The organism is Rhodohalobacter halophilus, assembly GCF_001715195.1.
In the GTDB taxonomy this organism is placed as follows: domain Bacteria; phylum Bacteroidota; class Rhodothermia; order Balneolales; family Balneolaceae; genus Rhodohalobacter; species Rhodohalobacter halophilus.
Map to the genome: position 1 here is coordinate 22,496 of NZ_MDWE01000007.1, position 26,015 is coordinate 48,510.

Here is a 26,015-nt window from a genome sequence, read left to right on the forward strand (position 1 = left end):
AATTGAATCATCTTCTCACATCAAGTGTTTCTCTGATGAACTTTGTATCTTTTTGATTCTTTAAAAATTGATTCTTTAAAAAATTTGACCCCAAACCCAGCCCATGGCCCGTAAAGAGTTTGAAATTCCGGCGATGTTTAAATCGCCCATCATCCGCAAAGTAAAAGAGGCAAACAAAATCACCGATCCGCGCAAGAAGGACCTTGCCCCAACCGAGCTGGACTTCGGACCGGTCACATTTTTAATTCCGCGCCACTTCGGGTTTTGCTACGGAGTAGAGAACGCCATCGACATCGCCTATCGAACTGTGGAAGAGAATCCCGGAAAGAATATCTACCTGCTCAGCGAGATGATTCACAACCCCACGGTGAATGAGGACCTGCAAAAACGCGGAGTGAAATTCCTTTTTGATACCGACGGGTCGGTTCGAATTCCTATTGAGGATCTCTCTGAAGGTGATGTCGTGATTGTACCCGCGTTTGGAACTACACTCGAGATAGGTGAAAAGCTGAAAGCCAAGGGGATCGACCCATATCAATATAACACCACCTGTCCGTTTGTGGAGAAGGTTTGGAAACGAGGTAATCAGCTGGGGAAAAAAGGGTACAGCCTGGTGGTTCATGGCAAGCATCAACATGAAGAGACCCGGGCAACCTTTTCGCACAGCGCCGATCACTCTCCAACCGTGGTTGTGCTGAACCCTGAAGAGGCGCAAGTCCTGGCCGATATTATGACCGAAAAGCGTCCAATCGAAGATTTTGAAAGGTATTTTGGCCACAAGAGCACCGACGGGTTCGATCCGCTAAAAGATCTGGAGTTCTTTGGCGTGATCAATCAGACCACTATGCTGGCAACGGAGACACAGCAGGTAATGGAGATCCTGAAAACCGCCGCAAGGGAGCGGTTTGGAGAAGAGAATGTGCTTGATCATTTTGCCGACACATCCGATACACTCTGCTACGCCACCAATGAAAATCAATCTGCCACATACGCCCTGGCCGATGCAAAACCGGATATCGCCGTTGTGGTGGGCGGTTACAACTCCTCAAACACCATGCACCTGGTGGAAATACTGGAGCATCACTGCCCGACCTTTCATATCCGTGATGCCGAAGAGTTTGATTCAACAAAAGAAATTCATCACTTCAATCAGTGGGAAAAAGAGATGAAGAAGACCGAAGACTGGCTGCCTACTGATCAGAGAAACCTGAAAATTGCCCTTACCTCCGGCGCTTCCTGCCCGGATGTGCTGGTGGATGAGGTGATGCTTAAGATTTTGTCACTGTTTGATGAGACGAAGGCGTTGGACGACATACTGCGACCTTTTGAAGAGAAGCTGATTGCGGAGGGTTGACTGAAAGTCAGTCCGGGATAATATTGAAGTAGGAGACCCGTGGAGGTTGAAAACTTCTGAGGCGTATTTCATAATTATCGTTCACAATTTCAATATTGGGTACGATATAACCGGTGTCATCCAGTTCCAGATCTTCGAAATTTACATAGGCTGCAAAAGGGCGGGTCCCCTGAACTTCTGAGTATTGATGGATAGGTACATCAAACCGAACGATAATCGATGATGGATTAAAAGAGACGGCCTGGCCTGAGGGTAAATTTCTTGTGCGAATGGGTACCCGTACTTCTGCTTCGGTAAATTCAGCAACATCAACACGAAAGGTGATTTCTGAGGCATCAACTGAAAGTCCGCCGGAAGGAGAGCGTAGTTTAACAGTTCGTTCAAGGCTTTGATGTACATCGTCAAGCGATACCTGTACTGTTTCCCAGCCATTAAGTTCATCCAGTATCGAGTCGGCCCCTGTAAGGGTAACACTATCCGGCTCTATGGTTGGAGTTCCAATTAACCCAAACTGACTTCGCAGATTGAGATCTATTCTGGATATAACCGGTACTCGCTTGGTCGCTTTCTCTTCCGTCTCGATGGTTAACATCAGCGGTTCCACCTGTACCACGTTTAGGTCAGAAAAAGGCCCCGACATATTGCGAATCTGCTCAAATAGATTAATCTGCTGATTTTCTGCATTCAGATTCACTCTCGGCGGATTGCTGTAGAGTGAGATGAGCTGCCACCCTTCCCCGGTTACACTTACCGTAGCATGATCGGGTACTTCGCTGCGCAACGCAAGGTGATCCGGCAGATTGGTCAATACAATCGGCACTTCTACCGAGATATTGAAATCGCGATTCATGTTCACCACAAACCACAAGCTCAAAGCAAATACAAATGCGATTGAAAAAGCGACAACCTTTTCGCGGGCAAACAGATCTTGCTCGTCGGGATCTTCGGCCTCCGCCTCAGTCGAGGTAAAGAATGCTTTGAAACGTTCAGTTAGAAATTTCAGGAAATTCATGCCTATAATATGCAGATTAAATTTATGCTCGCACAACAATTTCTTTCACAACTTTCGAGCCAACCTTCTCATTCAGGCGCTTGGCAATGGAGAATCGGTTGGCGTGAATTTCGTGTCGCCACACTTCGCTCTCCACATTTACGAAAAGTTTGTCCCCCTCAAACCGAAGATTTTTTGTAACGGCACTGATATTCTCCCCAACAACTTCCGGCCAAAAGTGCAGTACCATACCCCGCCTCAGTTCAGTTTTCTGAGGTATTTTCTGCATGAAGTTTTTCAGGAGCCGTTCGATCGACTCCGGTTTTTTCCCAAAAGCCATAGGTTAAAATCTGCGTGAAACGGTTCCGTTCTCTACTGTGAACCATGCATTCGTCTCAACCCCGTCGAACTGACTGACGCTGAATGGCCGGTCGGTAGCTGAGGTTATAAACGTTTGACCGCTGTGTTTCGTGAGTGTTTCCGTTATTACATCAATTTTATGCTGGTCCAGATTGCCAAAAACATCATCCAGCAGCATGATCGGGAGATCGTCCAACTGATCGGTATAGTAAAAAAGCTGAGCCATTTTCAGCGCCATTGAGAAAAGACGGTGTTGTCCCTGAGATCCATACTTTCGAAGTTCCATTTCATCAAGATAAAAAACAATCTCATCTCTATGGGGGCCGGTGAGTGTCTGCTCACGCTCGGCCTCTTTCTCAAAGTCATCCTCAAGCAGCTCCCTGTAACGTTTTTGGATCTCTTCAGGGCTACTTAAATTATCGGATATGGTTTGATACTCAAGCGTGGGTTCCAGTTTTAGCTCAGAGATAGTTCGGTACTGAAGCGCCAAATACCGCTTGAACTGGTTTAAAACTTCTGATCGTTTAAAAATAATGGACGCGCCGACTTCTGTGATCTGTTCATCCCACGGCTCCAGGTAGGTTTTCAGCATCGACAGGGATCCTCGAAATTCCTGCAGCAGTTTATTTCGCTGTTTTCTGATCTTCCTGAATTTCATCAGGTCTCGCAAGTATTTGGGGGATATCTGGCTGATTAGAGAGTCGAGAAAAGATCGCCTCTCAGCCGGCCCGTCGCTGGTTAATTTTTTATCCTCAGGGCTTAAAACGACAACCGGAACCATCCCAATCAGATCTGAAAGTCTGTCGAGCGGACTGTCGTTCACAAAGATCTTTTTTCCTTCACCTTTGGAGTAACTGCAGCTTACTTTAAATGATGCGCGAATTTCTCCCTCAAAATCGCCATCAACCATAAAGTATTTTTCATCATGATTTGGCACATACATATCACTTGAAGCAACAAAACTGCGACTCATGCAGAGGTAATGAATGGCGTCAATTAAATTCGTTTTTCCCGAACCGTTCTGTCCGGTAATCAGGTTGATATGCGGGGCAAATCGGACCTCGGTCTCCGTGTGGTTTCGAAAGTAGCGTAACTTGAGTCGATTTATGCGCATCTTCTACATTTCATGAGTTTCATCAGCAGCACAAAATACATGAATTATTGATGAGTCTCAGGTACAACTGCGGGCCTCATCATTTTGAGCTATAAAAAAAGGGACAGCGATAAAACTGTCCCTTTGAAAATGTTAGATCTTGAAGGATCAGAGGCCAAAGACGTCTCTTCCCAGAAAGATTGCACTGTCGCCCAGCTCCTCTTCTATTCGGAAAAGCTGATTGTATTTTGCAATCCGATCGGTTCGGCTCATCGATCCGGTTTTGATCTGTCCGGCGTTTGTTGCCACAGCAATGTCTGCAATGGTGGTGTCTTCCGTTTCACCTGAGCGGTGTGAAATAACCGCAGTGTAACCGTTTTTGTGAGCCATCTCAATGGCATCGAGAGTTTCGGTGAGAGTTCCGATCTGGTTCACTTTGATCAGAATGGAGTTCCCAATTCCGCGCTTAATTCCCTCTGCCAGGCGATTTGTATTTGTTACAAACAGATCATCGCCCACAAGCTGAACTTTATCGCCAATGGCCTCAGTCAGGGTTTTCCACCCGTCCCAGTCATCTTCGTACATTCCATCTTCGATGGAGATGATTGGGTATTTTTCAACCCACTCTGCCCAATACTCAACCATAGCGTCTGCATCGCGTGTTGATCCGTCGCTCCACTTAAATTCATAGAGCCCGGTTTCGCTGTTGTAAAACTCTGATGAGGCGGGATCCAGTGCAATCAGAATGTCATCTCCGGGGGTGTAACCCGCTTTCTCGATCGCTTTCAGGATAACTTCCAAGGCTTCCTCATTCGATTTTAAATTGGGTGCAAATCCGCCTTCATCTCCTACGGCTGTGTTGTATCCTTTAGATGAGAGAACCTTTTTAAGGTTATGGAAAACTTCTGCTCCCATCTGTACGGCTCGGCTGTAAGAGTCGGCACCGGCAGGCATAATCATAAATTCCTGAGGGTCAACATTGTTATCGGCGTGCGAACCGCCGTTAATAATGTTCATCATAGGCAGCGGAAGCACTTTGGAATTTACACCTCCCAGATATCTCCACAAAGGTAAACCGGTAGCTTCGGCAGCTGCTTTGGCCACGGCCATGGAAACGCCCAGAACCGCATTGGCACCCAGGTTAGATTTATTTGGAGTGCCGTCTAACTGCAGCATCAGCTGATCAACCTCGGTCTGAAGGTACGCGGGGTACCCGATCAGTTCATCGGCAATTGGGCCGTTTACATTCTCCACGGCTTTTTTTACACTTTTACCCAGGTAATAATCTTTCTCTCCGTCGCGCAACTCTACAGCTTCGTGCTCTCCGGTTGATGCCCCTGACGGTACGGCAGCTCTTCCCATAATTCCGTTCGACAAGACCACATCTACTTCTACGGTTGGATTCCCACGAGAATCCAGAATTTGTCGTGCGTGGATGTCTTCAATTAAACTCATAATCGTATTTTTCGGTTAGTTACTATATATATTAAAGGTACTGCTAAATTCACTCAGGTAGAAACATAACGATGAAACCCATTTTACTGTTCGATATAGACGGCACACTTCTTCATGTGAAAAGAGAATTTCTCCGGGAAGTTATCAATCAAATATTAACGGAGTTTAAATTCACCTCAAATAACGTGAAAAACCGTTCATTTGCCGGGCGAACTGACCGCGACATATTCATGGAGCTGATTTATGATCACACCGGATCGCACGATCTGTTTGATGAGGTGACCTCCAGGTATAAAAATTTAATGAATGAATCTCTGAGCCCCGATGCAGTTGATATTATTCCCGGCGCCGCAGAATTTGTTGAGTTTGCAAAATCCGAAGGGTATGAAATGGGCCTCTGCACAGGAAATTTCAGAGAAGTAGCCTATGCAAAAGTAGAGAGTGCGGGGATGGGAAACGACTTTAGTTTTGGCGGATTTGGCTGTGATCACCAGGAGAGAAAGCACCTTCCTGGTCTTGCAAGCAGGTCGTACCGTAACCTGTATGCAGAAGAGGCGCCATCAGAGGCATTTGTGGTCATCGGGGATACACCCAACGACATTCAGTCTGCAAAATATTTTAATGCAAAATCTGTCGGGGTGACAACCGGTCACTTTGGTGCGGACGAGCTTCGTGCAAACAGCCCGGATTTACTGGTAGATTCACTGGATGAAATTCCCGAGAATTTATCGCAATTGGGGTTTACCAAAGCCAGCCGAATGTAAAAGTGATCTGCGGGGTGCCAAAGAACTTTTGAGGTTCGAAAAACTCTTCAGTAACCAGCTGGCCGTTTTCCCAAACATACGGACTTTGATTTGGCCCGGTTCGTTGCTGGATAACGGGCTGATTGGGCTGCATCATTTGGATCCCGTCTGTGAAATAGTAGAAATAGTAACCGAACTCAATGCTGTTCAGCCGGGAGAAGTTTCGGCCGATATCTACACCAACTTTAAACTCACCGGCAGCTCCCCAGTGCCAGTCACCGTCCCCCATGCCGGAGAAAATGTCATTCACACGCTCCGGCTGTGCATATCGAATAAACAAATCACCGTCTTGTTCAAATATTTCATACTCATTGCCGGTTTCGCGGTATCCGTTTCCATTTACGTCGTCAAAGTATGGGTAGGTAAAAGCTACAACAGGTCCGGCTGAAGCACTGACAAAGAACCGGTAATTTTCCTGGATCACTTCCGGAAAAACCCGCTGTCTGAACCCTGCCATTAGTGGAAATGCCATTCCCCGTTGAAATTTGTTGGGTACAATTTGTTGACCAAAAAAGTAGTCTGTAAACGTCTGCTCACTTTCATCTCGCAAGCCGGTAATACCCAGTTTGAACATTAATTCTGATTGAGGTCCGATAACCCTGCGATACTCACCTGCAATGCCAAAACCAAAATTGTTCATGTTTATACCAAACCCAAAGCCGGAGTTGTATTCATCAGAAAGTACAACAAGATCTCTCTGGGGCTGAATAACCTCAGGCTCCTGGATTTGAGCAGATAATTCGGTCTGTGCCGACATTAAAAGTATGATAGCCAGTAAGGGGGTAAGCAGTAGCGTGTTTTTGCGGATATTCATAAGGGTTCGTTTTCTGAGTAACTGTACTTCGTAACGCATGTAAACTCAAATCCATTGCATCTCTGAATCGTTCAAGGTCAATAATTTTATTGAAAGATGCTTCAAATATAAAACCGGATTTGATTATTGTTGTATTTAGGCTTTTATTCAGGCAGAAAATTCCTCTTTTCATACGACAATTCAACCATTAAGGTGATTATGAGCACAGTCACAAAATATTTGGTGTACGGACCAAACAAGACACTTCGAAGAATTCCGGCTAAACTTTTTGATGAGCACGAGCCGAAGTATCTCTATAATTACAAATCTTCGGCCAATAACGATGAAATTTTTGTTGCTGTTTACGAGCAGTATGAGAAGCAGATCAATGCTACCATTACACTTACCTGTATTATTGAGTGCAATGATGATCATACACGTCTCGAGCTGAAGAAATCCGGCGGCCGAATGGGCTTCCGGGGAAGTTCGCTATCCGAAGAGAAAAGTGTGGAGTCTGACGTGATCGATTTCATAATGGACTTTTCCAAGCGATTTGGTCTCTCTCTGCAGGAAGAAGTGGATGAACCTGCCTCTGAGGAAGAGGAAGATTAAATTTCTATGAGCAGTAATCCGGATAAGGTGTGGACGGTACTGTCCATGCTGGAGTGGGCTACGGACTTTTTTGAGGAGAAGGGCGTGGATAATCCACGCCTGAGTATTGAGTGGCTGCTGGCCCATATTCTCGATATACGCAGACTGGATCTCTACCTGAAATTTGATCGCCCCTTATCTCCCGATGAGCTCGATCGGCTGCGTCCACTTGTAAAACGTCGAGCAGCGCACGAGCCACTACAATATATTACCGGAACTACAGACTTTTTGAACTGCACCATTCAGGTTTCTAAAGAAGTGCTGATACCCCGCCCGGAGACTGAGCAACTGGTTGAAATGGTTTTAAACAGGTATGACTCTGCCGAGGAGCTTTCTGTTCTTGATATAGGAACCGGAAGTGGATGCATTCCCGTTGCTATCAAAAAAAACCGCCCGAACTGGATCTGTGCCGGGCTGGATATTTCGGATGACGCTCTGCACGTTGCCCAAAGCAATGCGGAGTTGAATGACGTGGATGTATCCTTTTTTAAGGGAGATCTCAACAGGCTGGAGTCCAAAGGAAAGACACAGGAACAGGAATGGGATATTATTATTTCCAACCCGCCTTACATCACAAATGAGGAGAAAGTCGAGCTCGATCCCCAGGTACTGAACTACGAACCTGAATTGGCTCTTTTCCACGACAAACCTCTCGAGGTTTACCAACACATCTGTAAATTTGCCGCCTCTCAACAAGCTGTTCTTTATCTGGAGTGCAACGATAAGATCGCCGAGCAGATTAAGGATGTAGCACTCCAATTTTTTGGCAAAGCGGAACTGAAAAAAGACTACGATCAAAACAATCGATTCGTTGTTGCGGAATAAACCCTAAAGGGTGCTCTCACAGTCTGTTTTGCGACTCATTTAAATGGATTTCACACAAAGCCTCTCATGTTTCGCACACTATGTGGATAACTTGTGGAAAAGTTTTTTTCAAAGTGATCGCCGGGTTACATTTTTGTAAAATTTGCGTTATCGAATTGTCAGGCGGTGTCAAGCAAAATTTGGTAATTTGTTAAAAAAAACATCAAAACATTGTGCTGCAATAAGTTGTGGTATTTATAAGAATGTGGATAACTTTGCGAAAATAGCGTAAGATTTTTTTGATTTGGGGGGAATAAATTCTCATTTTCACTTCAGAAATTATCCCGGTAGCTCTTCCCCCATGTGGATAACTACAGTAGATTAGGTAAAGAATAAGGTGAAAGGAGGTCGTTAGAATTGGATACACTTACCGCAGCAAGTGCTTGGAGTGAATGTCTGGAAATCATACAGGACAATATCAGCTATCAGAAGTATAAATCATGGTTTGAACCCATCAAGCCTGTTAAGCTCGAAAATGATACACTGACTATCCAGGTTCCCAGTCAATTTTGGTATGAGTGGCTCGAGGAGCACTACTACAATATGCTGCGTTCAACAATTGCCAAGGTGTTGGGTAAAGGCGGCAAGCTGGAGTATTCGGTTTTAGTTGAAAAGTCTGACCGTATGGAAGACAACCGATCTATACGATTACCGCAGCGGCCAAGTCCGCCTAACAATCCTCAGCCGGTCAATACATTTTCAGACTACCATCCGGGTAAAATTGAAAATCCGTTTGTTATACCCGGAATTAAGAAAGCCAATATAGAATCGAACCTGAACAACAACTACGTTTTTGAGCGCTATATTGAAGGTGACTGCAACAGGCTGGCGCGTTCGGCGGCGATGGCGATCTCAGAAAATCCCGGAAAAAATTCATTTAATCCGCTATTTGTATATGGCGGAACCGGCCTTGGAAAAACTCACCTGGTTCAAAGTATTGGCAATAAAATTAAGCAGGACTTCGGGGATGAGTTTGCAGTGCTTTACGTTTCGTCTGAGACTTTTACGAATGAATTTGTTCAGGCAATACGGAATAACCGCGCCAGTGAGTTCACAACTTTCTACAGAAACATAGATGTCCTGATAGTTGACGACATCCAGTTTTTTAGCGGGAAGGAGAAGACACAAGAGGAGTTTTTCCACATTTTTAATGCACTCCATCAGGACGGTAAACAGATCATTCTGAGCAGTGACCGGGCTCCAAAAGATATTCCCGATATTGAGGATCGATTGATCTCAAGGTTTAGCTGGGGGCTGAGTGCTGACCTGCAGATTCCGGAGTACGAAACACGTTTTGCTATCTTGGAACGGAAAGCAAATGATAACGGAATAACACTGGACCCGAATATTCTGGAGTTTATAGCGCACAATTTTAAATCGAATGTGCGGGACCTGGAGGGGGCAATCATTAAGCTGCTTGCTACAGCCTCTCTGAAGCATATTGATGAGATTGACCTGCAACTGGCGAAGTCTGTATTAAAAGACATGGTGAAGAGCTCTCACACGCAAATTTCCATTGAGGCGATTCAAAACTATGTGTGTGATCATTTTGGAATTGATACCAATAAAGTTCGTGAAAAGACACGGAAACAGGAGATTGTGGAAGCCCGGCAGATTGCAATGTTTCTCTCCAAGAAATACACAAAGTCGAGTTTAAAAACGATCGGGCTGCAGTTTGGCGGACGTGATCACTCGACAGTTATCCATGCAATATCCACAGTGGAGGAGCGCCTTTCCACAAGCCCGAAACATAAACGAATTTTAAGCGAACTAGAACAGAAAATTGAAGTTGCCAGCCTGTAACGATTTCTTTCAGTTATAGCAGGACCTTTCCTATGAAAAATCAGTCAGCAGCCGAAGATGTCATTACGCTGAAATCAATACGGTTTCACGGAAAACATGGTCATGCAAAAATAGAGAGAGTAAAAGGGAATGAGTTTGAGGTTGATATTACTGCAAAAGGAAACTTCAAGAGAGCGGTTCAAAATGAAGAGTTAGAAAAAACGTTCGACTACTCTCTTGCAGAAAAAACAGCTGCAAAAATTATGCACGGTGCTTCAAAAAAATTAATTGAGACACTCTGTTATAACATAGGCGAAGAGATTTTTAATAGTGCTGATTCGGTCAGTGAGCTGATTGTTACCGTTCGAAAGCTCAACCCTCCAATCGATACGCCTGCGGCATTTGCAGAAATAACGATGACATGGAGCAGGTGATAGTAGCAATCGGGGCCAATCTGGGCGATCGGCTCAAATCATTTCAAAAAGCGGCACATTTTTTATCTGAACTCTCAGACTCACCAATTAAATTAGCCTCAATTTGGGAGTCGGAACCGGTCGGTCCGGCTAAATACACCTTTTTGAACAGTGCGATTCAGATAACAACGGATTTATCTCCCGGGCGTCTGTTGAAAAAATTAAAAGAGTTTGAAAAACTTGCCGGGCGAACGGAAAGCACACGATGGGGGCCTCGTATTCTGGATCTCGATATCATCTCTTATGGAAACTTGGTGATTGATAATGATACCCTTATTATTCCACATCCCGAATACCAACGGCGCCTTTTTGTACTTTTGCCGATGCAAGAGCTTATTCCGGATTGGTGTGACCCGCAAACCGGGAAAACAATTCAGGATTTAATTGAATCGGCGCCAGGTATGGAGATCAAAAAAACCGATATCAGCTGGTAAACTGGACAAGGATTTAGCAAGAAAACATGCCCAATCAATTTGATTTTATCGCCGTTGAGGGCGTTATAGGAGCCGGAAAGACATCACTGGCAAAACTGATTGCTGAAAGAAATGAAGCCCGGCTTGTGCTGGAAGAGTTTGAGGAGAATCCTTTTCTGCCCAAATTTTACGAGAACCGGGATCGGTTTGCATTTCAAACACAACTCTCATTTTTAGCGAGCCGCTTTAAACAGCAGCAGCGAATGTTGAGCCGAGACCTTTTTGACGGGGGGATTGTTTCGGACTATATGTTCGAAAAAGACCGTATCTTTGCAAGACTGAATCTTGGTGAGGATGAGATGAACCTGTATGATAATATCTACAATATTATGACAGGGATTTCTGCCAAGCCGGATCTTGTTATCTACTTGCAGAGCAATGTAGACAGACTGATGAAAAATATTGAACAGCGTGGCCGGGACTATGAACGACATATTACACCCGACTACCTGCAGGAGCTGAGTGATGCCTATAACCAGTTTTTTTATCACTACAATAAAGCTCCGCTTATGATCATTAATGCTTCAGAGATTGATTTTGTTAATAATCCGAATCATTTGGCTTATATCGAAGAGCAGATCTTCAATCAGCCAATCCGAAGCAATACACATATTCATATTATACCCGACTAATTAATGTTAATACGCTGGTTACTGATCGGCCTGTTTATCTATCTGGTTTATAAACTGATTACAGGGCCAAAATCGAAAAAGAAAAAACAAACACCGTTTCCATTTGGTAGAGACCAACAGGGCTCAAACCGGCAGAACAAGAGGCCCGACTTTGAACATATTGAGGAAGCGGAATTTGAAGACATAACCGATAAAGAGAAAACCGAAAAGAATTCATGAATTTCGAAGAAAAACATAAACAAGGATACGAACTGCTTCACGAAAGAGATCTTGATAAGAGCCTCGATACAGCCCGCGAGCTTCAGCGAATGAATCCTGAAGCACCGGAAGGTTTTACACTCGAGGGTGAGGTGATGCAGAAGCTCAATCAATGGGATTCAAGTATTAAATCCTTTTCAGACGCGATTGAAAAGGATGCAGAGAATGGACGTCTCTACAATTTACGCGGATATTCATACCTGAACGACGACAACCCGGAGAAGGCTCGGGAAGATTTGGAACGAGCAATTGAGCTGGATGACCTTGCGGGAGCGCACCGTAATCTGGTTCTATATAAAGTGATGGTCGGGAAAGGAAATGAAGCAATTACCTATCTGCTTGACCGCATTCGTACCGACCCGCGGGATGTAGAAAACTGGATTCTGATGGGCGACCTGATGAAGAAAGGCGGGCACGATGAGAAAGCAAAAACGTACTATCAGCAGGCATTAAAGATGGATCCCGAAAACGAGTATGTGAAAAACCTGCTTGAAGAGGAGTAAGTCCTTCAGATGCTATTTAGATAGCAGAGAATTGTAATTGAGATCATTTTTTGAATAGATAACTAACTGTTAAAAAGCACTAAAATCATGAGTAACGATAAAGCCAAAATCTACTACACAATTACTGATGAGGGACCATTTCTTGCAACTCACTCCTTTTTGCCCATTGTAGAAGCTTTTACGAAAGCTGCGGGTGTGAATGTAGAAACGAAAGACATCTCATTGGCGGGCAGGATTTTAGCAAACTTCCCGGACTATTTGAGGGATGACCAAAAAGTTTCTGATGATTTGGCTGAGCTGGGCGATCTTGCAAAAACACCCGAAGCCAATATTATTAAGCTCCCAAACATCAGTGCTTCTGTCCCTCAGTTGGTTGCGGCAATTAAAGAGCTGCAAGAGAAAGGCTACGGGCTACCGGATTACCCTGAAGAGCCCAAGAATAAAGAGGAAAAGAAAATACAGGAACGATATAATGCAGTGAAGGGAAGTGCAGTAAATCCTGTTTTACGTGAAGGAAACTCTGACCGGAGAGTGCCAAAGCCCGTAAAAGAGTATGCTAAGAATAACCCGCACTCAATGGGAGAGTGGAGCTCAGATTCCAAATCTCATGTGGCTACCATGAGTGATAACGATTTTGCCCACTCCGAAAAGTCATTAACATTGAAAAATGAAGATGACGTCCGGATCGAGTTTGTGGATGAAACAGGCAACGTTTCAGTTTTGAAACAGAGTACACCACTGCTACAGGGTGAGGTGATTGATACTGCAGCCATGAGCAAGAAAGAGCTCATAAAGTTTCTGGAAGAGCAGATTCAGGATGCCAAAGAGCAGGGAGTTCTCTTTTCCCTTCATATGAAGGCGACCATGATGAAGGTTTCCGATCCGATCATTTTTGGCCATGCCGTGAGAGTCTATTTTAAAGATGTTTTCGAAAAACATGCAGAAGTATTGAATGAGCTGGGGGTGGATCCGAATAATGGATTTGGCGACCTCGAGTCAAAAATCAAGGAGCTGCCGGATGATAAACGAACAGAAATTGAAGCGGACATTCAGAAATGTTATGAGAATGGTCCGGACCTGGCGATGGTTAATTCATACAAAGGGATTACAAACCTGCACGTTCCAAGTGACGTAATTATTGACGCATCCATGCCGGCGATGATCCGTACCTCAGGGCAGATGTGGAACAAGGATGACAAAACTCAGGATACAAAAGCGGTAATACCGGAAAGCAGCTATGCCGGGATTTACCAGGAAGTGATCGATTCCTGTAAAAAAGATGGTGCTTTTGATCCAACCACCATGGGAAGTGTTTCGAATGTTGGGTTGATGGCTAAAAAAGCTGAGGAGTACGGCTCTCACGATAAAACCTTTGAGATTTCCGGAAACGGCAAGGTTCGTGTGGTCAACAAGAAAGGTGAGACACTTCTGGAGCATGATGTGAAAGAAGGTGACATCTGGAGAATGTGCCAGACCAAAGATGCACCCATCAAAGATTGGGTGGAGCTGGCTGTCCGCCGGGCTCGCGAAACCGGAGATCCGGCCATTTTCTGGTTGGATGAAGATCGCGCCCACGACGCTGAACTGATTGAAAAAGTGAACCGTTATCTACCTGAGTTTGATATAGATGGTCTGGATATTCAGATCATGTCTCCGGTTAAGGCGATGAAGTACACGCTGGAGAGGACAAGAGCAGGTAAAGACACAATTTCGGTTACAGGTAATGTACTGCGTGATTATTTAACAGATTTGTTCCCAATTCTTGAAGTTGGAACAAGTGCCAAAATGCTTTCCATCGTTCCGCTGATGAACGGTGGCGGTCTATTTGAAACCGGAGCAGGCGGTTCGGCACCAAAACATATTCAGCAGTTTCTGGATGAAGGGCACCTGCGCTGGGACTCACTGGGCGAATTCCTTGCGCTTGCAATTTCACTCGAACACTTGGCCAAAACATTCGATAATAAGAGGGCGAAAATTTTGTCAGAAGCGTTGGATAAAGCCAATACGCTCTATTTACAGAATGATAAATCACCCTCGCGTAAAGTGAACGAACATGACAACCGCGGCAGTCACTTCTACCTGGCAATGTATTGGGCAAGGGCACTGGCCGATCAAACGGAAGACATGAAATTGGCAGAACGCTTTAAGACGGTTGCCGAGAAGCTGGAGGCAGGTGAAGATCAGATCAACAAAGAACTGATTGACGCTCAGGGGCAGCCGGAAAATATTGAAGGGTACTACTGGCCAAATCGTGATTTGGTTTACGACCGGATGCGCCCGAGTAAAACTCTAAATCAGATTATCGAATCTGTATAAAATCAATTAACATATTTAACGTGCGTTGATGAAAACCCGGATCTGTTTACAGGTTCGGGTTTTTTATTACAGAGAACAGTTGTAGGTAAGATTTAGAACCACATAAATGAATAGGAAGTCGGGCTATAAAAAAAGCCGCGACTTGAATTCAAATCGCGGCTTTTTTTCTAATTATCTTTGAAGAGATTTATTCTTCAATTTCAAAATCATCTTGTTGAGGAACAGCAGATTCTGTTTGAGATGGAGCCGAAAATTCAGACGGGTCAACATTTTCCATGGCGGATTGCTGAATTGTGCTCTGGTTTGCATCCCCTCTGTCAATCGCAAAATTAGCGAGTACACTCAGTGCTAAAAACAGAGCCGCTAAAATGGATGTGGTTTTAGAGAGGAGATCTGCAGTTCTCCGGGCTCCCATAGAAGCGCCACCGGCCATACCGGCTGCGAGTCCGCCCGATAATCCCTCTTTTTGGCCGGGCTGCAGTAAAATTACTACAATTAACAGAAAACAGATCAGTGTAATGATTGAAACAATAATTCCGTATAACATGCTTTAAAAAATCTTTTTGCGTTGATTCAGAGACTTGAAAAGATACTACTAATTGCTCTTTTAAGAAAGCAATTTATTAAATAACGTACAGGCCGAACTTTATTGCAGAATTTAGTACTATCCAACAGTTATGGAACCGGAAATAAAAGACAGCCTAACCGATTTATTCAATCAAATTCCTGCAAACTTCACACATGTATTGGAGTCTGTTGCAGTAATTGTCATCCTGGTGTTAGTTCATATCATCATTAAAATGATTGTAAGACGCCAAACGGAAGATGAAGAGATCCGTTACAAGTGGCGGAAAAATCTTGCGTATGTTTTAAGTTTTTTTGGGTTTATTATCATCGGTCGAATCTGGTTTGAGGGGGTAGGTTCACTTGCAACTTTTTTGGGACTACTTTCTGCAGGCTTGGCTATTGCACTTCGTGATCCCGTTACAGACATGGCCGGCTGGGTATTTTTGATTTGGAGGAAGCCTTTTCAAGTTGGTGATCGTATTCAAATCGGGGATACAAAAGGGGATGTGATTGATATTCGATTTTTTAAGTTTTCAGTTCTCGAAATTGGGAATTGGGTCAGTGCAGACCAGAGTACGGGACGGGTTATTCACATGCCAAATCACCTGGTGCTCAGGGAGTCAATCGCTAATTATACCAGTGATTTTGATTTTCTATGGAATGAAATCCCAATTGTTGTAACCTTCGAGAGTGATTGGAGAAAGGCGAAAGAGATTTTGGTGGAAATTGCCCAGAACCATATGGAAGACTACGTTTTGGATGCAGAAGAGCAGGTGCGTCGTGCCACTAAGTCTTACCTTATACGCTACAAAAACCTAACCCCTATTGTATATACAGAGGTGGTTGAGGTTGGCGTGAAACTGACTATCCGGCATCTTTCGCACGCCAGAAAGCGAAGAGGAATCAATCAGATTATGTGGGAAGATATTCTGGACCGTTTTGAACGGGAGAATACCATCAATTTTGCCTACAATACGCTGCGAATTTACCAAAATCAGATTGAGGGGAAATCGGGCCTTAAACCTCCTTCTACTTCGGAATAGGTTGAACCAGCTCTTCGCTGTTATTGGACGGATCATTGACCTCTTCACTCACCCGCGTCACCGATAGATCCGTTAAGAGAAACAGATTTTTCGCTCTGTTTAGAATATTATCCACCTCTTCGGACTGATTGAGCCAGAGGTGTGAAAGCTCCCGGTCGAAAAGAAGAGGCATTGTTTCCGACATTGGTTTAATCAGCACGTTGGCTTCGGTAGTGATGATTTGAAAATACTCCTCTTTTGAGTGAAGCAACCCTGCAGCAACCATTAGTGGACCACTCAGCATTCTGATGAAAAAGGGACTCCCTTCTTCTTTGTCATCTTTCCATATATAAAATCCGCTGAGCGGTATGGCACAGGGTATCCATTTTTTGTCGTCTGTTAAGGCTGCGGCTTCATTTACAGGAACAGTGGTGTTTCTACTATTCTCATCACCCCAGCGTATTCGGTCCAGAGAAAGTGTGTCTCCGTTTTTAAAAACGACTGGAATGTGCTGCCCGGGTGTTAAGTTGTAGTGAGGTTCAAATATTTGTTCTCTTTTAGATTGAATGTTGAAGTAATTTTCAATGGGTTCTTTTCCCGGAAAAAAAGCAACGCGTTTAGGCATAATTTGTAAATTTGTGTATTGTTCGCTTGTCAGATACTACTATTACGAAACAGACTATTTAATAATATCCGTTCAATTGTGAAAATTCTCTTTTACAACAGCTACGAAAACAGGCTTCGCTCGTTCTGGAGAATTTTAATTATAACATCCATTCTGCTTCTGTCTATAACTCTATTTGGGTTAAGTGGTTTCGGCGGTTACGGCTTTACAATAGTGATGGCTGTTGTTATGGCCGCATTGTTGTGGCTCGGAGCTCATAAAATCGATTACCGACCGGTATCTCAGTACGGGCTGAAGTTTTCCGGAAAATGGTTCTGTGATTTCCTGGCCGGGAACCTGCTGGCCGCTCTGGCTATGGGCGGAATTGTTCTGATTCATATTGGAATGGGCTGGATCGACATCAATCCGGAAAATTTTAGCCAGCTAGGGCATCAATTCTATTTGGGGCTAACCACCACACTCATAATTATGATGGCAGTGAGTTTCTGGGAAGAGACGTACTTTAGAAGCTATTTGATTAAAAATCTGGAAGAGGGGCTCCATTTTAAGAAGACGGGCAAATCGATGGCGGTAATAGGAGCTGTTATTCTTTCATCAGCAATTTTTGGGATGACTCATCTTGGAAACCCAAATGCAACGTGGATTTCTACATTAAATATTTCAATTGCTGGAATGGTTTTCGCATATCCTTATATTATAACAAAGAGTATTGCCATTCCACTTGGAATGCATCTGTCTTGGAATTATTTTCAAGGCGCGGTTTTTGGATTACCCGTCAGCGGCAACCAATTTGAACATATGCTCATGGTTGCTGAAACTACAGGCCCGGAAACGTTCACAGGGGGTGATTTTGGCCCGGAAGCGGGTGCCGCCGGTTTACTGGGGCTTATGATACTACTGACACTAAATGAGGTCTATATTACCGTGTTTCGCAAGTGACGAATAAAATGGCTGCCGACTGAGAAGGCTGAGCCATATGCCGGAAAACTGGTACCGGCAATTTTGAATTGAAATGTTGACTAAATTAATGAGGATAAGACGTTGTCGTTTAATCAATTTCGACTAAGTTCCGATATTTTAAAGGGGTTGAAGGATGTTAAAATTGAAAGCCCCTCACCGTTACAAAAGAAAATCTACAAAGCTGTTCAAGAAGGGTCCGATCTAGTAATAAATACGACCATAGAGGATAAACCTGAGATTGGATATCTGCTCAATCTGCTGAATGAGATTTCTAAAACAGACCGAAGGCAGGGTACGAAAGGTATCATACTGGCACCGGATGAAGAACGTGCTAAGTTTCTGGATGAATGGATCTGGGCAATCGGATATCATGCATCGATCGAAAGTGCGTGCATAACCGGTAAAGGCGATCCAAAGGAGCAGCTTCAATCTCTATCGGCAGGGCCAGTTGTGGTTGTGGCCACGCCTAAGGAGTTTTCAGAAGTTCTTGAAGAAGGGAAAATGATCTTTCGAGAGGTGCAGCAGTTAATTGTGGATCAGGCCGAGAAGGTTGAAGACTGGGATGCTGTTGAGGCTATTTCAACCCGGGTGATCAGTAAATGCCAAAGAGTTTTTACCGCTGCAAAAGACAGTAAGGAGCTGAGAGAAGCAGAAGGGAAGTTACTCACTGACCCTCAACTTGTAACTCTCGCAAAAAAAACATCCGCCAAAAAGAAGGAAGCGGAGCCGGAGATCACAAAGGATCTGACGCAGTACTATATAAACGTGCCGCCACGGTCCAAAATCTCTACACTTATGGCGCACCTGGATAAGAATAAAACCGACACGGTGGTCATCTTTACCGCGTCTCGCCGTACGGCCGATCGCCTCTATAAAATTCTGCGAAAGAGTAATCGACGGGCTGTAAGTGTACACGATCAATTAAACAAAGAGACATTTGAAGAGCGGTTTAACCGGTTTACTACGGGGGATGTTCAGCATCTGATCGTCGGGGATATGTCTGCAAATGACCTTCCACTTGAGCATGCCACACAGGTTATCAATTACGATGTGCCGGAAGATGTGAATGAGTATAAACTGCGGGCCGAGCTGGTTGGAGACGGCAAAGCTACCCGAATTCTCTCACTTGTTTCAAAACAGGATCGTGAGGATATCAACGAGATTTGTAAATCTCTGGGGTACGCCCCTGAGGAAGTTCCGCTGCCAAAAAGTGTTAAAGAGAAAGTCTCTTCAAATAAAAAAGGCAAAGGTAAACGTAATCAGAGAGGACGAGGTAAGTCGAAATCCCGAAGCAGTAAAGGCAGCAAAGGGCGTGGCCGACCTAAAAGAAGTAAGAAGGATCAGGGCGGAAAACATCACGGTTTGCCAAGGCCTACGTTCGATCAGCTTGAGGGCGGGCGTACCGGCAAGAAAAAAGAGGAGAAGAAGGGCGTTGTTGGTTTTTTCAAGAAACTCTTTTCATAAATTAAAGAACATACCATCGGGTAAAAGACGATTTGGATTCGGTTCCGAATCGTCTTTTTTTATTCGTCAAACATATCATCAAAGGCCTGTTTGGTATCGGGGGCGGGTTTTGTAAAGAGGCTAACGAGCCATGTGGCCAAACCCGCGGCTATAAATCCCGGAATGAGCTCATACATTGATTCTTTCAGTATGGGCGTTAAATACCAGGCAATGGTAACGAATGTGCCTGTAAAAAGCCCGGCAAAGATTCCGGCTCGAGTTGTTCCTTTCCAATATAGTGCCAATATGGATGTGGGGCCGATTGCAGCTCCTAAACCGGCCCATGCAAAAAGAACCAGCCAGAAAACGAGATCTTCTGCATAAAAACCAAAAAGTAGTGCCAGGGTTACAATTGCAAACACAACAATTCGGCTGTATAGAACCAATTTCTTTTGTGATACCTCCTCACCCTTTTTCAGTACTTTTTCATAAAGATCCCGAACAACACTGGATGCAGCCACCAATAGCTGGGAATCTGCAGTAGACATGATAGCTGCAAAGATAGAAGCAAGTACAACACCAAAAAGAATAGGGTGCAGGTGCAGTTGGGCAAGCATTGGGAAGAGGTTTTCTGTATCAGAACCGGGCAGCATGCTTACATCAGGGAAGTAGACTCTTCCGGCTAATCCAACAAAAACGGCACCCCATGCCATCAATACGTTCCAGGTGGTACCAACTACAGCCGCGTAAGTAAACTGTCTGGGATCGTCGATAGACATGTAGCGAGCCAAAATGTGAGGATTCCCGGGCGACCCAAGTCCAATTCCCAAAAAGCCAATGGCTGCACCGACAGAAATTGCGAATGGATCTATGTACATACTATCCATGGTGCCAAGTGTCTGTAATATTTCCATCAACCCGCCAACGTTGAGAATTGCCACAATCGGCAGGATGACCAACGCGAGCAGCATAAAAATGGCCTGAAACATATCTGTGAGGCTAACAGCAAGATAACCGCCAACTATTGTATATACAAGAACGATAGCTGCCGTCATCAGAATTCCACTGCTTGTTTCCATTCTAAAGCCGGATGCAAAGGCTTTTCCACCGGCAACAAATTGCGAAGAGATGTATCCGATCATGAAGATCAAAATGATGAAAACAATCGTAATTCTCAGTTTTCCGTCATCGTCACTGAAACGTTCGGCAAAAAAATCGGGGACAGTGATACAGTTTCTTTTTCCGGTAAAATTTCTGAGTCGTCGTCCGTAATAGAGGAATAAGAAAATCTCAACAACAATGTATCCTAAAACGGCCCATATGGCTGAAGGCCCCTGAGAATAGGCCATGCCGGTTACTCCAAGGAGAAGCCAAGCACTGCGCCCTGAAACTACCGCTGAGAGAGCAACGACAAAGCGGTTCATTTTACGTCCACCGATAAAATATTCACTGATTCCCTTGGATGAGAACCTGGAGGCATAAATCCCAATCCCGATAATTAATAGAAGGTAGGCGACAAAAGCGATAGCAGCGTTTGAGTCAAATGAGACGGTAGTCAGTTGCGACTCATCCATGGTTCGAAGGTTTTTTGGATGCCAGCCAGATTGTGGCGGCAATGATCAACAGAGGTAAAACGAACATCACAATGTAGAATGAAAACATAAATCGGAGGTATTTATGAAGATTACATTCAGTAAATAAAAATAATTACCGAAAGTGTAACTTTATTCAGAGAGGTGCGTAAGAAGGATAAGATGATGTTTTGGTTAATGACAGATAAGACTGTCTCTAAATAAAAAAACCCGACACTGTGAAAAGTGTCGGGTTTATTTTTTTGGATCAAGGGAAAATTCCCATTCCGCGATACATTGAACCGACCTTGTTAATTGCACTTATAAATGCTGCGGTTCTAAGGTCAACATTGTGATGCTTACGAAGCTCATTGATTTCGTTGTAAGCGTTCACCATGGTCTCTTCAAGACCGGAATCTACCAGTTCGCGCTCGCCGCCACCTTGTGCCAAAACAGCGAGTTCATCATCTGTAAACTTGCGGTCTGAAATGGTTTCGATAACGGAGAGGATTTTCTTGTAACTATTCTCCTCAAATCTCTTACCCATTCGGCCAAAACGTACATGCTGTATATTTTTGAGCCACTCAAAGTAGGATACGGTAACACCGCCTGCGTTAAGGTAGTTATCCGGAATAATTAAAGCTCCCCGCTCTTTAATAATTTCATGCGCTTTATCAGTGGTTGGCCCGTTAGCAGCCTCACCAATAATTTTGGCTTTAATTTTCGAAGCATTTTTCTCTGTGAGCTGGTTTTCCATAGCAGCAGGAATCAGAATGTCGCACTCCATTTCCAGTACGGCAGTATTCGAATCCAGTTCTTTGGCTTTATCATAGCCGGAAACCCCGCCGTTGTTCTCCTTTTTGTAACTCATAAGGTCTTCCAGATTGATGCCGTCTTTATTGTAGATAGAGGCATCGTATTCAGCCACTCCGATCATCTTTGCACCGGCTTCAGTCATATACTTTGCGGCGTGATAACCAACATTACCAAGACCCTGAATGATAAAGGATTTCCCTTCAATGCCTTTTTCAAGACCGAGCTCTTTCATGTCTTCGGCATTGTCACACGCCTCTTTAATACCAAAATAGACGCCTCGTCCGGTAGCTTCAGTACGGCCTCGAATTCCGCCCTGACCGACAGGTTTACCGGTTACGCAACCTTCTGCGTTAATGTCATTACTGAGCTGGCGATAGGTGTCAAAAATCCAGCCCATCTCCCGTTCACTTGATCCCATATCGGGAGCGGGAACATCATTTCCGGGGCCGATAAAACTTTTGTTGTAGAGTTCAAAGGTATACCGTCGGGTAATGCGTTCAAGTTCTCCAACCGAAAATTTCTTAGGGTCGATTTTGATACCCCCCTTAGCTCCTCCAAAAGGGACATCCACTACGGCACATTTATAGGTCATGAGAGCAGCGAGCGCCATGGTCTCATCTTCATTAACCATGGTGCTGTATCGGATACCGCCTTTGGTTGGCATTTTGTGATGGCTGTGCTCAACTCTGTATCCATCGATTACACGGATCGTGCCGTCATCCATTTCAACAGGAAACTGAATATGAAGAACGTTGTTGCAGGCTTTTATCTGGGAGAGAATTCCCTTATCAATTTTTGTGTATGATGCAGCCCTGTCGAACGCCTTATTGACTTGTTCGAAAAATTTATATTCACTCATTATAGATAATCTATCTTGTTATGGTAGTTGCAATTGGCAAATGTCAGGTTTCAAATGGATTTCTTCAAAATCGATTTTGATACTGCCATTTACAGCTTCGTCTCAAATATAACCTTCCATTGAACAGGTGTAAAATTAATATCTACCACTGCTAAAGATTGTATGTACAATGAAGTAATTTCTTTAGTTCTACTCCGGATTTCAGTGAGATTGATCTCACTGCAGGAAATGGAACCGTACATGAGGGATGCGTGATATCCATCCTGTTTAGCATACTCCTCGCCAAAATGGTTGTCAGTTGCTGATTTGAAGCTTCTCCTCATTGTATTATCATCAAGTGGTAAACGAACCTTTTGATAAAAGGAGTCAGAACAGACAGGATTGTGACAGGTTATTATTTGAGGTTGAAGAGTTCTCGAGAGCTCTTTAATGGAGTCAATCAGCTTAGTTTGATTTAGTTTGGGGGCTCTGCCAAGTGTGATATGAGGGGAGAACAGCGGTGTGTTGTATCTTTCAGAGAGATCTGCTATCAGAGCGGAAAGGATGTTAAAATCATCGGGAGCCGGTATTAACCATAAAACCAACCCCGATGTTTTAGGAATCTTCAAAATTGTATATGCAAAAAACTAAGCTTTTGCTTCGATTTTGTCTTCCGGGTGCAAGCTGAATACATTCACCAAAAAAAGAAATGCGATGGATCCTATTGCAGCATAAACCAGGGGGCCGACCAATCCGATCGAAACCACGACTACTCCAATAAGTACTGACCCAAGGACTCCGCCAATAAGGTTTCCAATCATTCCGATTCCTCGTTTAATCATGATGAGGTCCATGACAAAGCCGATAAGAAGTCCAATAGAAATCAACCAATAAATCGTTACACTGTTTAACTCTTCCATTCAATCAATGCTTAAATTTGTATTACCTTTCAGTGGCGGTTAAGGTAACAAATTCTTCTTTTTTTACCCATACGAGATGTATAAAAGTTCATCCACAGAAAAAGATCATGCGGTCAGGAAAATTATCCATGTGGATATGGATGCATTTTATGCGTCTGTGGAGCAGAGAGATCATCCTGAATTTAAAAACAAGCCGCTGGTAGTGGGCGGATCTCCACAGGGAAGGGGAGTGGTTGCTGCTGCAAGCTACGAAGCCAGGAAATTTGGAATTCATTCTGCAATGCCGGCTTCCAGGGCCGTGAAACTGTGTCCAAATGCCATCTTCGTGAAGCCGAGATTTGAAGTTTATCGAGAGGTCTCTCATCAAATTCGGGAGATTTTTTTCGACTATACCGATTTGGTTGAGCCACTTTCTCTGGACGAAGCATATCTGGATGTGTCGATGAACTTAAAGGGTAATCCCTCTGCAACACTGATTGCGAGAGAAATCAAAAGCAGAATTAAAGAGAATACAGGCCTGACGGCTTCAGCCGGAGTATCATCTAATAAGTTTTTGGCCAAAATTGCCTCTGACCTCGATAAGCCGGACGGACTGAGCGTAATTACCCCGGAAGAGGCAGAAGAGTTTATCGAAAAACTACCGATCGGAGATTTTTATGGAGTGGGTAAAGCAACTCAAAAAAAGATGCTGTCACTCGGCATTAAAAACGGGGCAGACCTGAAGACGTGGGATGAAGTTGATCTGGTGAAACAGTTTGGCAAATCGGGCCATCACTACTACCGAATTGCACGTGGGATAGACAACCGACAGGTAAAACCAAACCGAATTCGAAAGTCGATCGGGAAAGAACGAACGTTTTCAGAAGATATTTCCGATCTTGAATGGATCGAAAATTTTCTGGATGAACTCTCTGTGAAAATTGCAGAGTCTATGAAAAAGCTTGATGCAACCGGTAAAACAATTACTTTAAAGGCCAGATATAAAAATTTTGAAACGGTAACCCGAAGCAGCACACTTCACCATTTTACAAATGATCCAAAGGAGATTGCAAAGATTTCAAAAATACTGCTGCAAGAGACAGAAACCGGAGCACGGGAAGTAAGACTGTTGGGGATTTCCGTCTCTTCTCTGAACCTGACTGAAGGCGGCGTAATCGGCGAGCAGCTTGAAATTCCATTTAGTGAATCGCATCGTGCAACAACCCGTAATTAACCTGAAAATTGATCTCTTTCTTACTTAAACATGAATCATATTCCATACTATGATGACTCACCTGCTTACTGCTGAAAAATTATATTTCGTTGTTCTTATCACTATGCTTTACTCATGCTCTTCTGCTAATGAGGGCACTCTACCTGAGCATCTTCAGGGAATAGAAAACCTCACAGTTTACTCGGAAGATGAGGCACCAAGATTTCAAATTTCTCTTCAGGAAGTTGCACGAATAGATGACTCTGATGATCTGATTTTAGGAAGAATTTCGGGAATACAAACGGATAAGAATGATCGGATATTTATTTCTGATGATAGTGAAAAAAGAATCAATGTGTACACACCGGATGGAGAGTTCATTCAAAGCATTGGCCGAAGTGGCCAGGGACCCGGTGAATTTGAAACCGTTCATAATTTAATGATCGATGAAGCACATATTTACGCTCAGGACTTCAATAAACGCATGGTTCACTCCTATTTACTGAGTACGATGGAATTTGACAAATCGATACCGATGATGAGTGAAAATCAGAGGTCTGTGTTGCCGGATGGATACTTTCCGGGCGGCTTTCAGGTGCTTCCCGAAGGTCAGTTTTTGTTCTACTACGGGCAGTCATTTGGGAGGAACGACGACGAGTCTGAGCAGAGAATGGATCTCATATATAGGGCAGACCGGGAGGGGCAGCTGTCTGCAGATCCCATTCTAGAACTGGAAACGGTAGATCCTATTGTTCTGCGTACGGATAATAGCATTAGCGTTTTTGGAGCACCGTTTTTAGCCAGAGTATTGAATTCATTTTCACCGGTACAAGGGATTGTGGTTAATCGGACCGACTGGTTTTTGTTTAAAAAATACGATGAGAATGGAAATTACCGGCGGGCGTTTTATTACCCTTTTCCGCGAAAGGAGTTAACCCGTGAGGCTGCTTTAAACCAGTATAACAACGAGGGGTACAGGCGGGCCGTCAGGGGTTACGATTTGCCGGAAACCTGGCCTGCAGTCAGAGAGTTTTTGATTGATGATGAAGGCCGGTTTTGGGTATCAACCATAATTGATGAAGAGGGTATGTTTGAATGGTGGGTGCTTGATGAACAAGGTAACTTGCTGGCAAAGCAGATTTGGCCTTCATCACGTACAGTTGAACATGTGCAAAACAACTACCTTTACATGACCGAAGAGGATGAGATGGGCCTTGTTGAGGTGGTGAAGTACCGGCTATCACTAAACTGATTTTTATA

At 44.1% G+C, this 26,015-nt stretch carries 27 protein-coding genes; 16 read left to right on the top strand and 11 right to left on the bottom strand.

The genetic code is table 11. The annotated features are described in order from the left end of the window. Positions 1-103: 103 nt before the first annotated feature. Positions 104-1,354 (top strand): 4-hydroxy-3-methylbut-2-enyl diphosphate reductase, encoded by a 1,251-nt coding sequence (locus tag BG260_RS02605; RefSeq protein ID WP_083750061.1) that lies wholly within the window; start codon positions 104-106, stop codon positions 1,352-1,354. 7 nt (positions 1,355-1,361) lie between these two features. On the opposite strand, the gene BG260_RS02610 is transcribed toward BG260_RS02605, so the two are convergent. From BG260_RS02610 to eno, 4 genes are all read right to left on the bottom strand, one after another. Beyond that, entirely contained in the window at positions 1,362-2,366 is a 1,005-nt protein-coding gene (locus tag BG260_RS02610; protein WP_069130391.1) for a CdaR family protein, read from the bottom strand. A gap of 22 nt (positions 2,367-2,388) precedes the next feature. Beyond that, positions 2,389-2,685, bottom strand: coding sequence for a DUF721 domain-containing protein (locus tag BG260_RS02615; protein WP_069130392.1), 297 nt, complete (start codon positions 2,683-2,685; stop codon positions 2,389-2,391). A gap of 3 nt (positions 2,686-2,688) precedes the next feature. Further along, positions 2,689-3,819 (bottom strand): DNA replication/repair protein RecF, encoded by a 1,131-nt coding sequence (gene recF / locus BG260_RS02620; protein ID WP_069130393.1) that lies wholly within the window; start codon positions 3,817-3,819, stop codon positions 2,689-2,691. A 147-nt stretch (positions 3,820-3,966) separates the two neighbouring features. Beyond that, complete coding sequence (gene eno, locus BG260_RS02625) at positions 3,967-5,253, bottom strand: phosphopyruvate hydratase (RefSeq protein WP_069130394.1); 1,287 nt, start codon at positions 5,251-5,253, stop codon at positions 3,967-3,969. 71 nt (positions 5,254-5,324) lie between these two features. On the opposite strand from eno, the gene BG260_RS02630 reads away from it, so the two are divergent. Then, positions 5,325-6,017: an HAD family hydrolase gene (locus tag BG260_RS02630; protein WP_069130395.1), complete on the top strand. Its 693-nt coding sequence runs from the start codon at positions 5,325-5,327 to the stop codon at positions 6,015-6,017. Here the strand turns inward: BG260_RS02630 and BG260_RS02635 are convergent. Beyond that, entirely contained in the window at positions 5,995-6,870 is an 876-nt protein-coding gene (locus tag BG260_RS02635; protein ID WP_069130396.1) for a hypothetical protein, read from the bottom strand. The genes BG260_RS02630 and BG260_RS02635 overlap by 23 nt on opposite strands. Before the next feature lie 198 nt (positions 6,871-7,068). Between BG260_RS02635 and BG260_RS02640 the strand changes: the two genes are divergently transcribed. The 9 genes from BG260_RS02640 (at position 7,069) to BG260_RS02680 (ending at position 14,801) form a co-directional block, all read left to right on the top strand. Continuing rightward, entirely contained in the window at positions 7,069-7,461 is a 393-nt protein-coding gene (locus BG260_RS02640; protein WP_069130397.1) for a hypothetical protein, read from the top strand. Positions 7,462-7,467: 6 nt separating this feature from the next. Continuing rightward, on the top strand, positions 7,468-8,325 hold the full coding sequence (gene prmC, locus BG260_RS02645) for a peptide chain release factor N(5)-glutamine methyltransferase (protein WP_069130398.1): 858 nt from the start codon (positions 7,468-7,470) through the stop codon (positions 8,323-8,325). Between the two features lie 396 nt (positions 8,326-8,721). Further along, complete coding sequence (gene dnaA, locus BG260_RS02650) at positions 8,722-10,167, top strand: chromosomal replication initiator protein DnaA (protein WP_069130399.1); 1,446 nt, start codon at positions 8,722-8,724, stop codon at positions 10,165-10,167. Positions 10,168-10,199: 32 nt separating this feature from the next. Then, a complete protein-coding gene (gene folB / locus BG260_RS02655; protein ID WP_069130400.1) occupies positions 10,200-10,580 on the top strand; it encodes a dihydroneopterin aldolase in 381 nt (126 codons plus the stop codon). Next, the gene (folK, locus tag BG260_RS02660) at positions 10,568-11,053 is read left to right on the top strand and encodes a 2-amino-4-hydroxy-6-hydroxymethyldihydropteridine diphosphokinase (protein WP_069130401.1); all 486 of its coding nucleotides are present in this window, start codon (positions 10,568-10,570) and stop codon (positions 11,051-11,053) included. Before folB ends, folK begins: the two co-directional genes overlap by 13 nt. A 26-nt stretch (positions 11,054-11,079) precedes the next feature. After that, positions 11,080-11,724 carry a deoxynucleoside kinase gene (locus tag BG260_RS02665; protein WP_069130402.1) on the top strand — a complete coding sequence of 215 codons (645 nt, stop codon included), beginning with the start codon at positions 11,080-11,082 and terminating at the stop codon, positions 11,722-11,724. Positions 11,725-11,727: 3 nt separating this feature from the next. Further along, complete coding sequence (locus BG260_RS02670) at positions 11,728-11,943, top strand: hypothetical protein (RefSeq protein WP_069130403.1); 216 nt, start codon at positions 11,728-11,730, stop codon at positions 11,941-11,943. Next, positions 11,940-12,485, top strand: a complete 546-nt coding sequence (locus BG260_RS02675; RefSeq protein WP_069130404.1) for a tetratricopeptide repeat protein — start codon at positions 11,940-11,942, stop codon at positions 12,483-12,485. The genes BG260_RS02670 and BG260_RS02675 overlap by 4 nt, the downstream gene beginning before the upstream one ends. Before the next feature lie 87 nt (positions 12,486-12,572). Continuing rightward, the gene (locus BG260_RS02680; RefSeq protein WP_069130405.1) at positions 12,573-14,801 is read left to right on the top strand and encodes an NADP-dependent isocitrate dehydrogenase; all 2,229 of its coding nucleotides are present in this window, start codon (positions 12,573-12,575) and stop codon (positions 14,799-14,801) included. A 187-nt stretch (positions 14,802-14,988) separates the two neighbouring features. Here the strand turns inward: BG260_RS02680 and secG are convergent, their stop codons facing one another. Further along, positions 14,989-15,348 (bottom strand): preprotein translocase subunit SecG, encoded by a 360-nt coding sequence (secG, locus tag BG260_RS02685; protein ID WP_069130406.1) that lies wholly within the window; start codon positions 15,346-15,348, stop codon positions 14,989-14,991. Between the two features lie 130 nt (positions 15,349-15,478). Between secG and BG260_RS02690 the strand changes: the two genes are divergently transcribed. Continuing rightward, the gene (locus tag BG260_RS02690; protein ID WP_069130407.1) at positions 15,479-16,411 is read left to right on the top strand and encodes a mechanosensitive ion channel family protein; all 933 of its coding nucleotides are present in this window, start codon (positions 15,479-15,481) and stop codon (positions 16,409-16,411) included. On the opposite strand, the gene BG260_RS02695 is transcribed toward BG260_RS02690, so the two are convergent. Beyond that, positions 16,398-17,015: an SOS response-associated peptidase family protein gene (locus BG260_RS02695; protein WP_069130408.1), complete on the bottom strand. Its 618-nt coding sequence runs from the start codon at positions 17,013-17,015 to the stop codon at positions 16,398-16,400. The two genes, BG260_RS02690 and BG260_RS02695, sit on opposite strands and share 14 nt — an antisense overlap. Before the next feature lie 78 nt (positions 17,016-17,093). Here BG260_RS02695 and BG260_RS02700 point away from each other — a divergent pair, with 78 nt between their 5' ends. Beyond that, complete coding sequence (locus BG260_RS02700) at positions 17,094-17,954, top strand: CPBP family intramembrane glutamic endopeptidase (RefSeq protein WP_069130409.1); 861 nt, start codon at positions 17,094-17,096, stop codon at positions 17,952-17,954. Between the two features lie 102 nt (positions 17,955-18,056). Continuing rightward, a complete protein-coding gene (locus BG260_RS02705) occupies positions 18,057-19,439 on the top strand; it encodes a helicase-related protein (protein WP_069130410.1) in 1,383 nt (460 codons plus the stop codon). A 59-nt stretch (positions 19,440-19,498) separates the two neighbouring features. On the opposite strand, the gene BG260_RS02710 is transcribed toward BG260_RS02705, so the two are convergent. From BG260_RS02710 to BG260_RS02725, 4 genes are all read right to left on the bottom strand, one after another. Continuing rightward, complete coding sequence (locus tag BG260_RS02710; protein WP_069130411.1) at positions 19,499-20,992, bottom strand: sodium/proline symporter; 1,494 nt, start codon at positions 20,990-20,992, stop codon at positions 19,499-19,501. 265 nt (positions 20,993-21,257) lie between these two features. Beyond that, a complete protein-coding gene (locus tag BG260_RS02715) occupies positions 21,258-22,664 on the bottom strand; it encodes a Glu/Leu/Phe/Val family dehydrogenase (protein ID WP_069130412.1) in 1,407 nt (468 codons plus the stop codon). Positions 22,665-22,753: 89 nt separating this feature from the next. Then, entirely contained in the window at positions 22,754-23,272 is a 519-nt protein-coding gene (locus BG260_RS14570; protein WP_069130413.1) for a hypothetical protein, read from the bottom strand. Positions 23,273-23,290: 18 nt separating this feature from the next. Beyond that, entirely contained in the window at positions 23,291-23,563 is a 273-nt protein-coding gene (locus BG260_RS02725; RefSeq protein WP_069130414.1) for a GlsB/YeaQ/YmgE family stress response membrane protein, read from the bottom strand. A gap of 76 nt (positions 23,564-23,639) precedes the next feature. Between BG260_RS02725 and dinB the strand changes: the two genes are divergently transcribed. Both dinB and BG260_RS02735 read left to right on the top strand, forming a co-directional pair. Continuing rightward, positions 23,640-24,776, top strand: coding sequence for a DNA polymerase IV (dinB, locus tag BG260_RS02730; protein WP_069130415.1), 1,137 nt, complete (start codon positions 23,640-23,642; stop codon positions 24,774-24,776). 103 nt (positions 24,777-24,879) lie between these two features. Further along, entirely contained in the window at positions 24,880-26,007 is a 1,128-nt protein-coding gene (locus BG260_RS02735) for a 6-bladed beta-propeller (RefSeq protein ID WP_176719418.1), read from the top strand. Positions 26,008-26,015 lie beyond the last annotated feature (8 nt).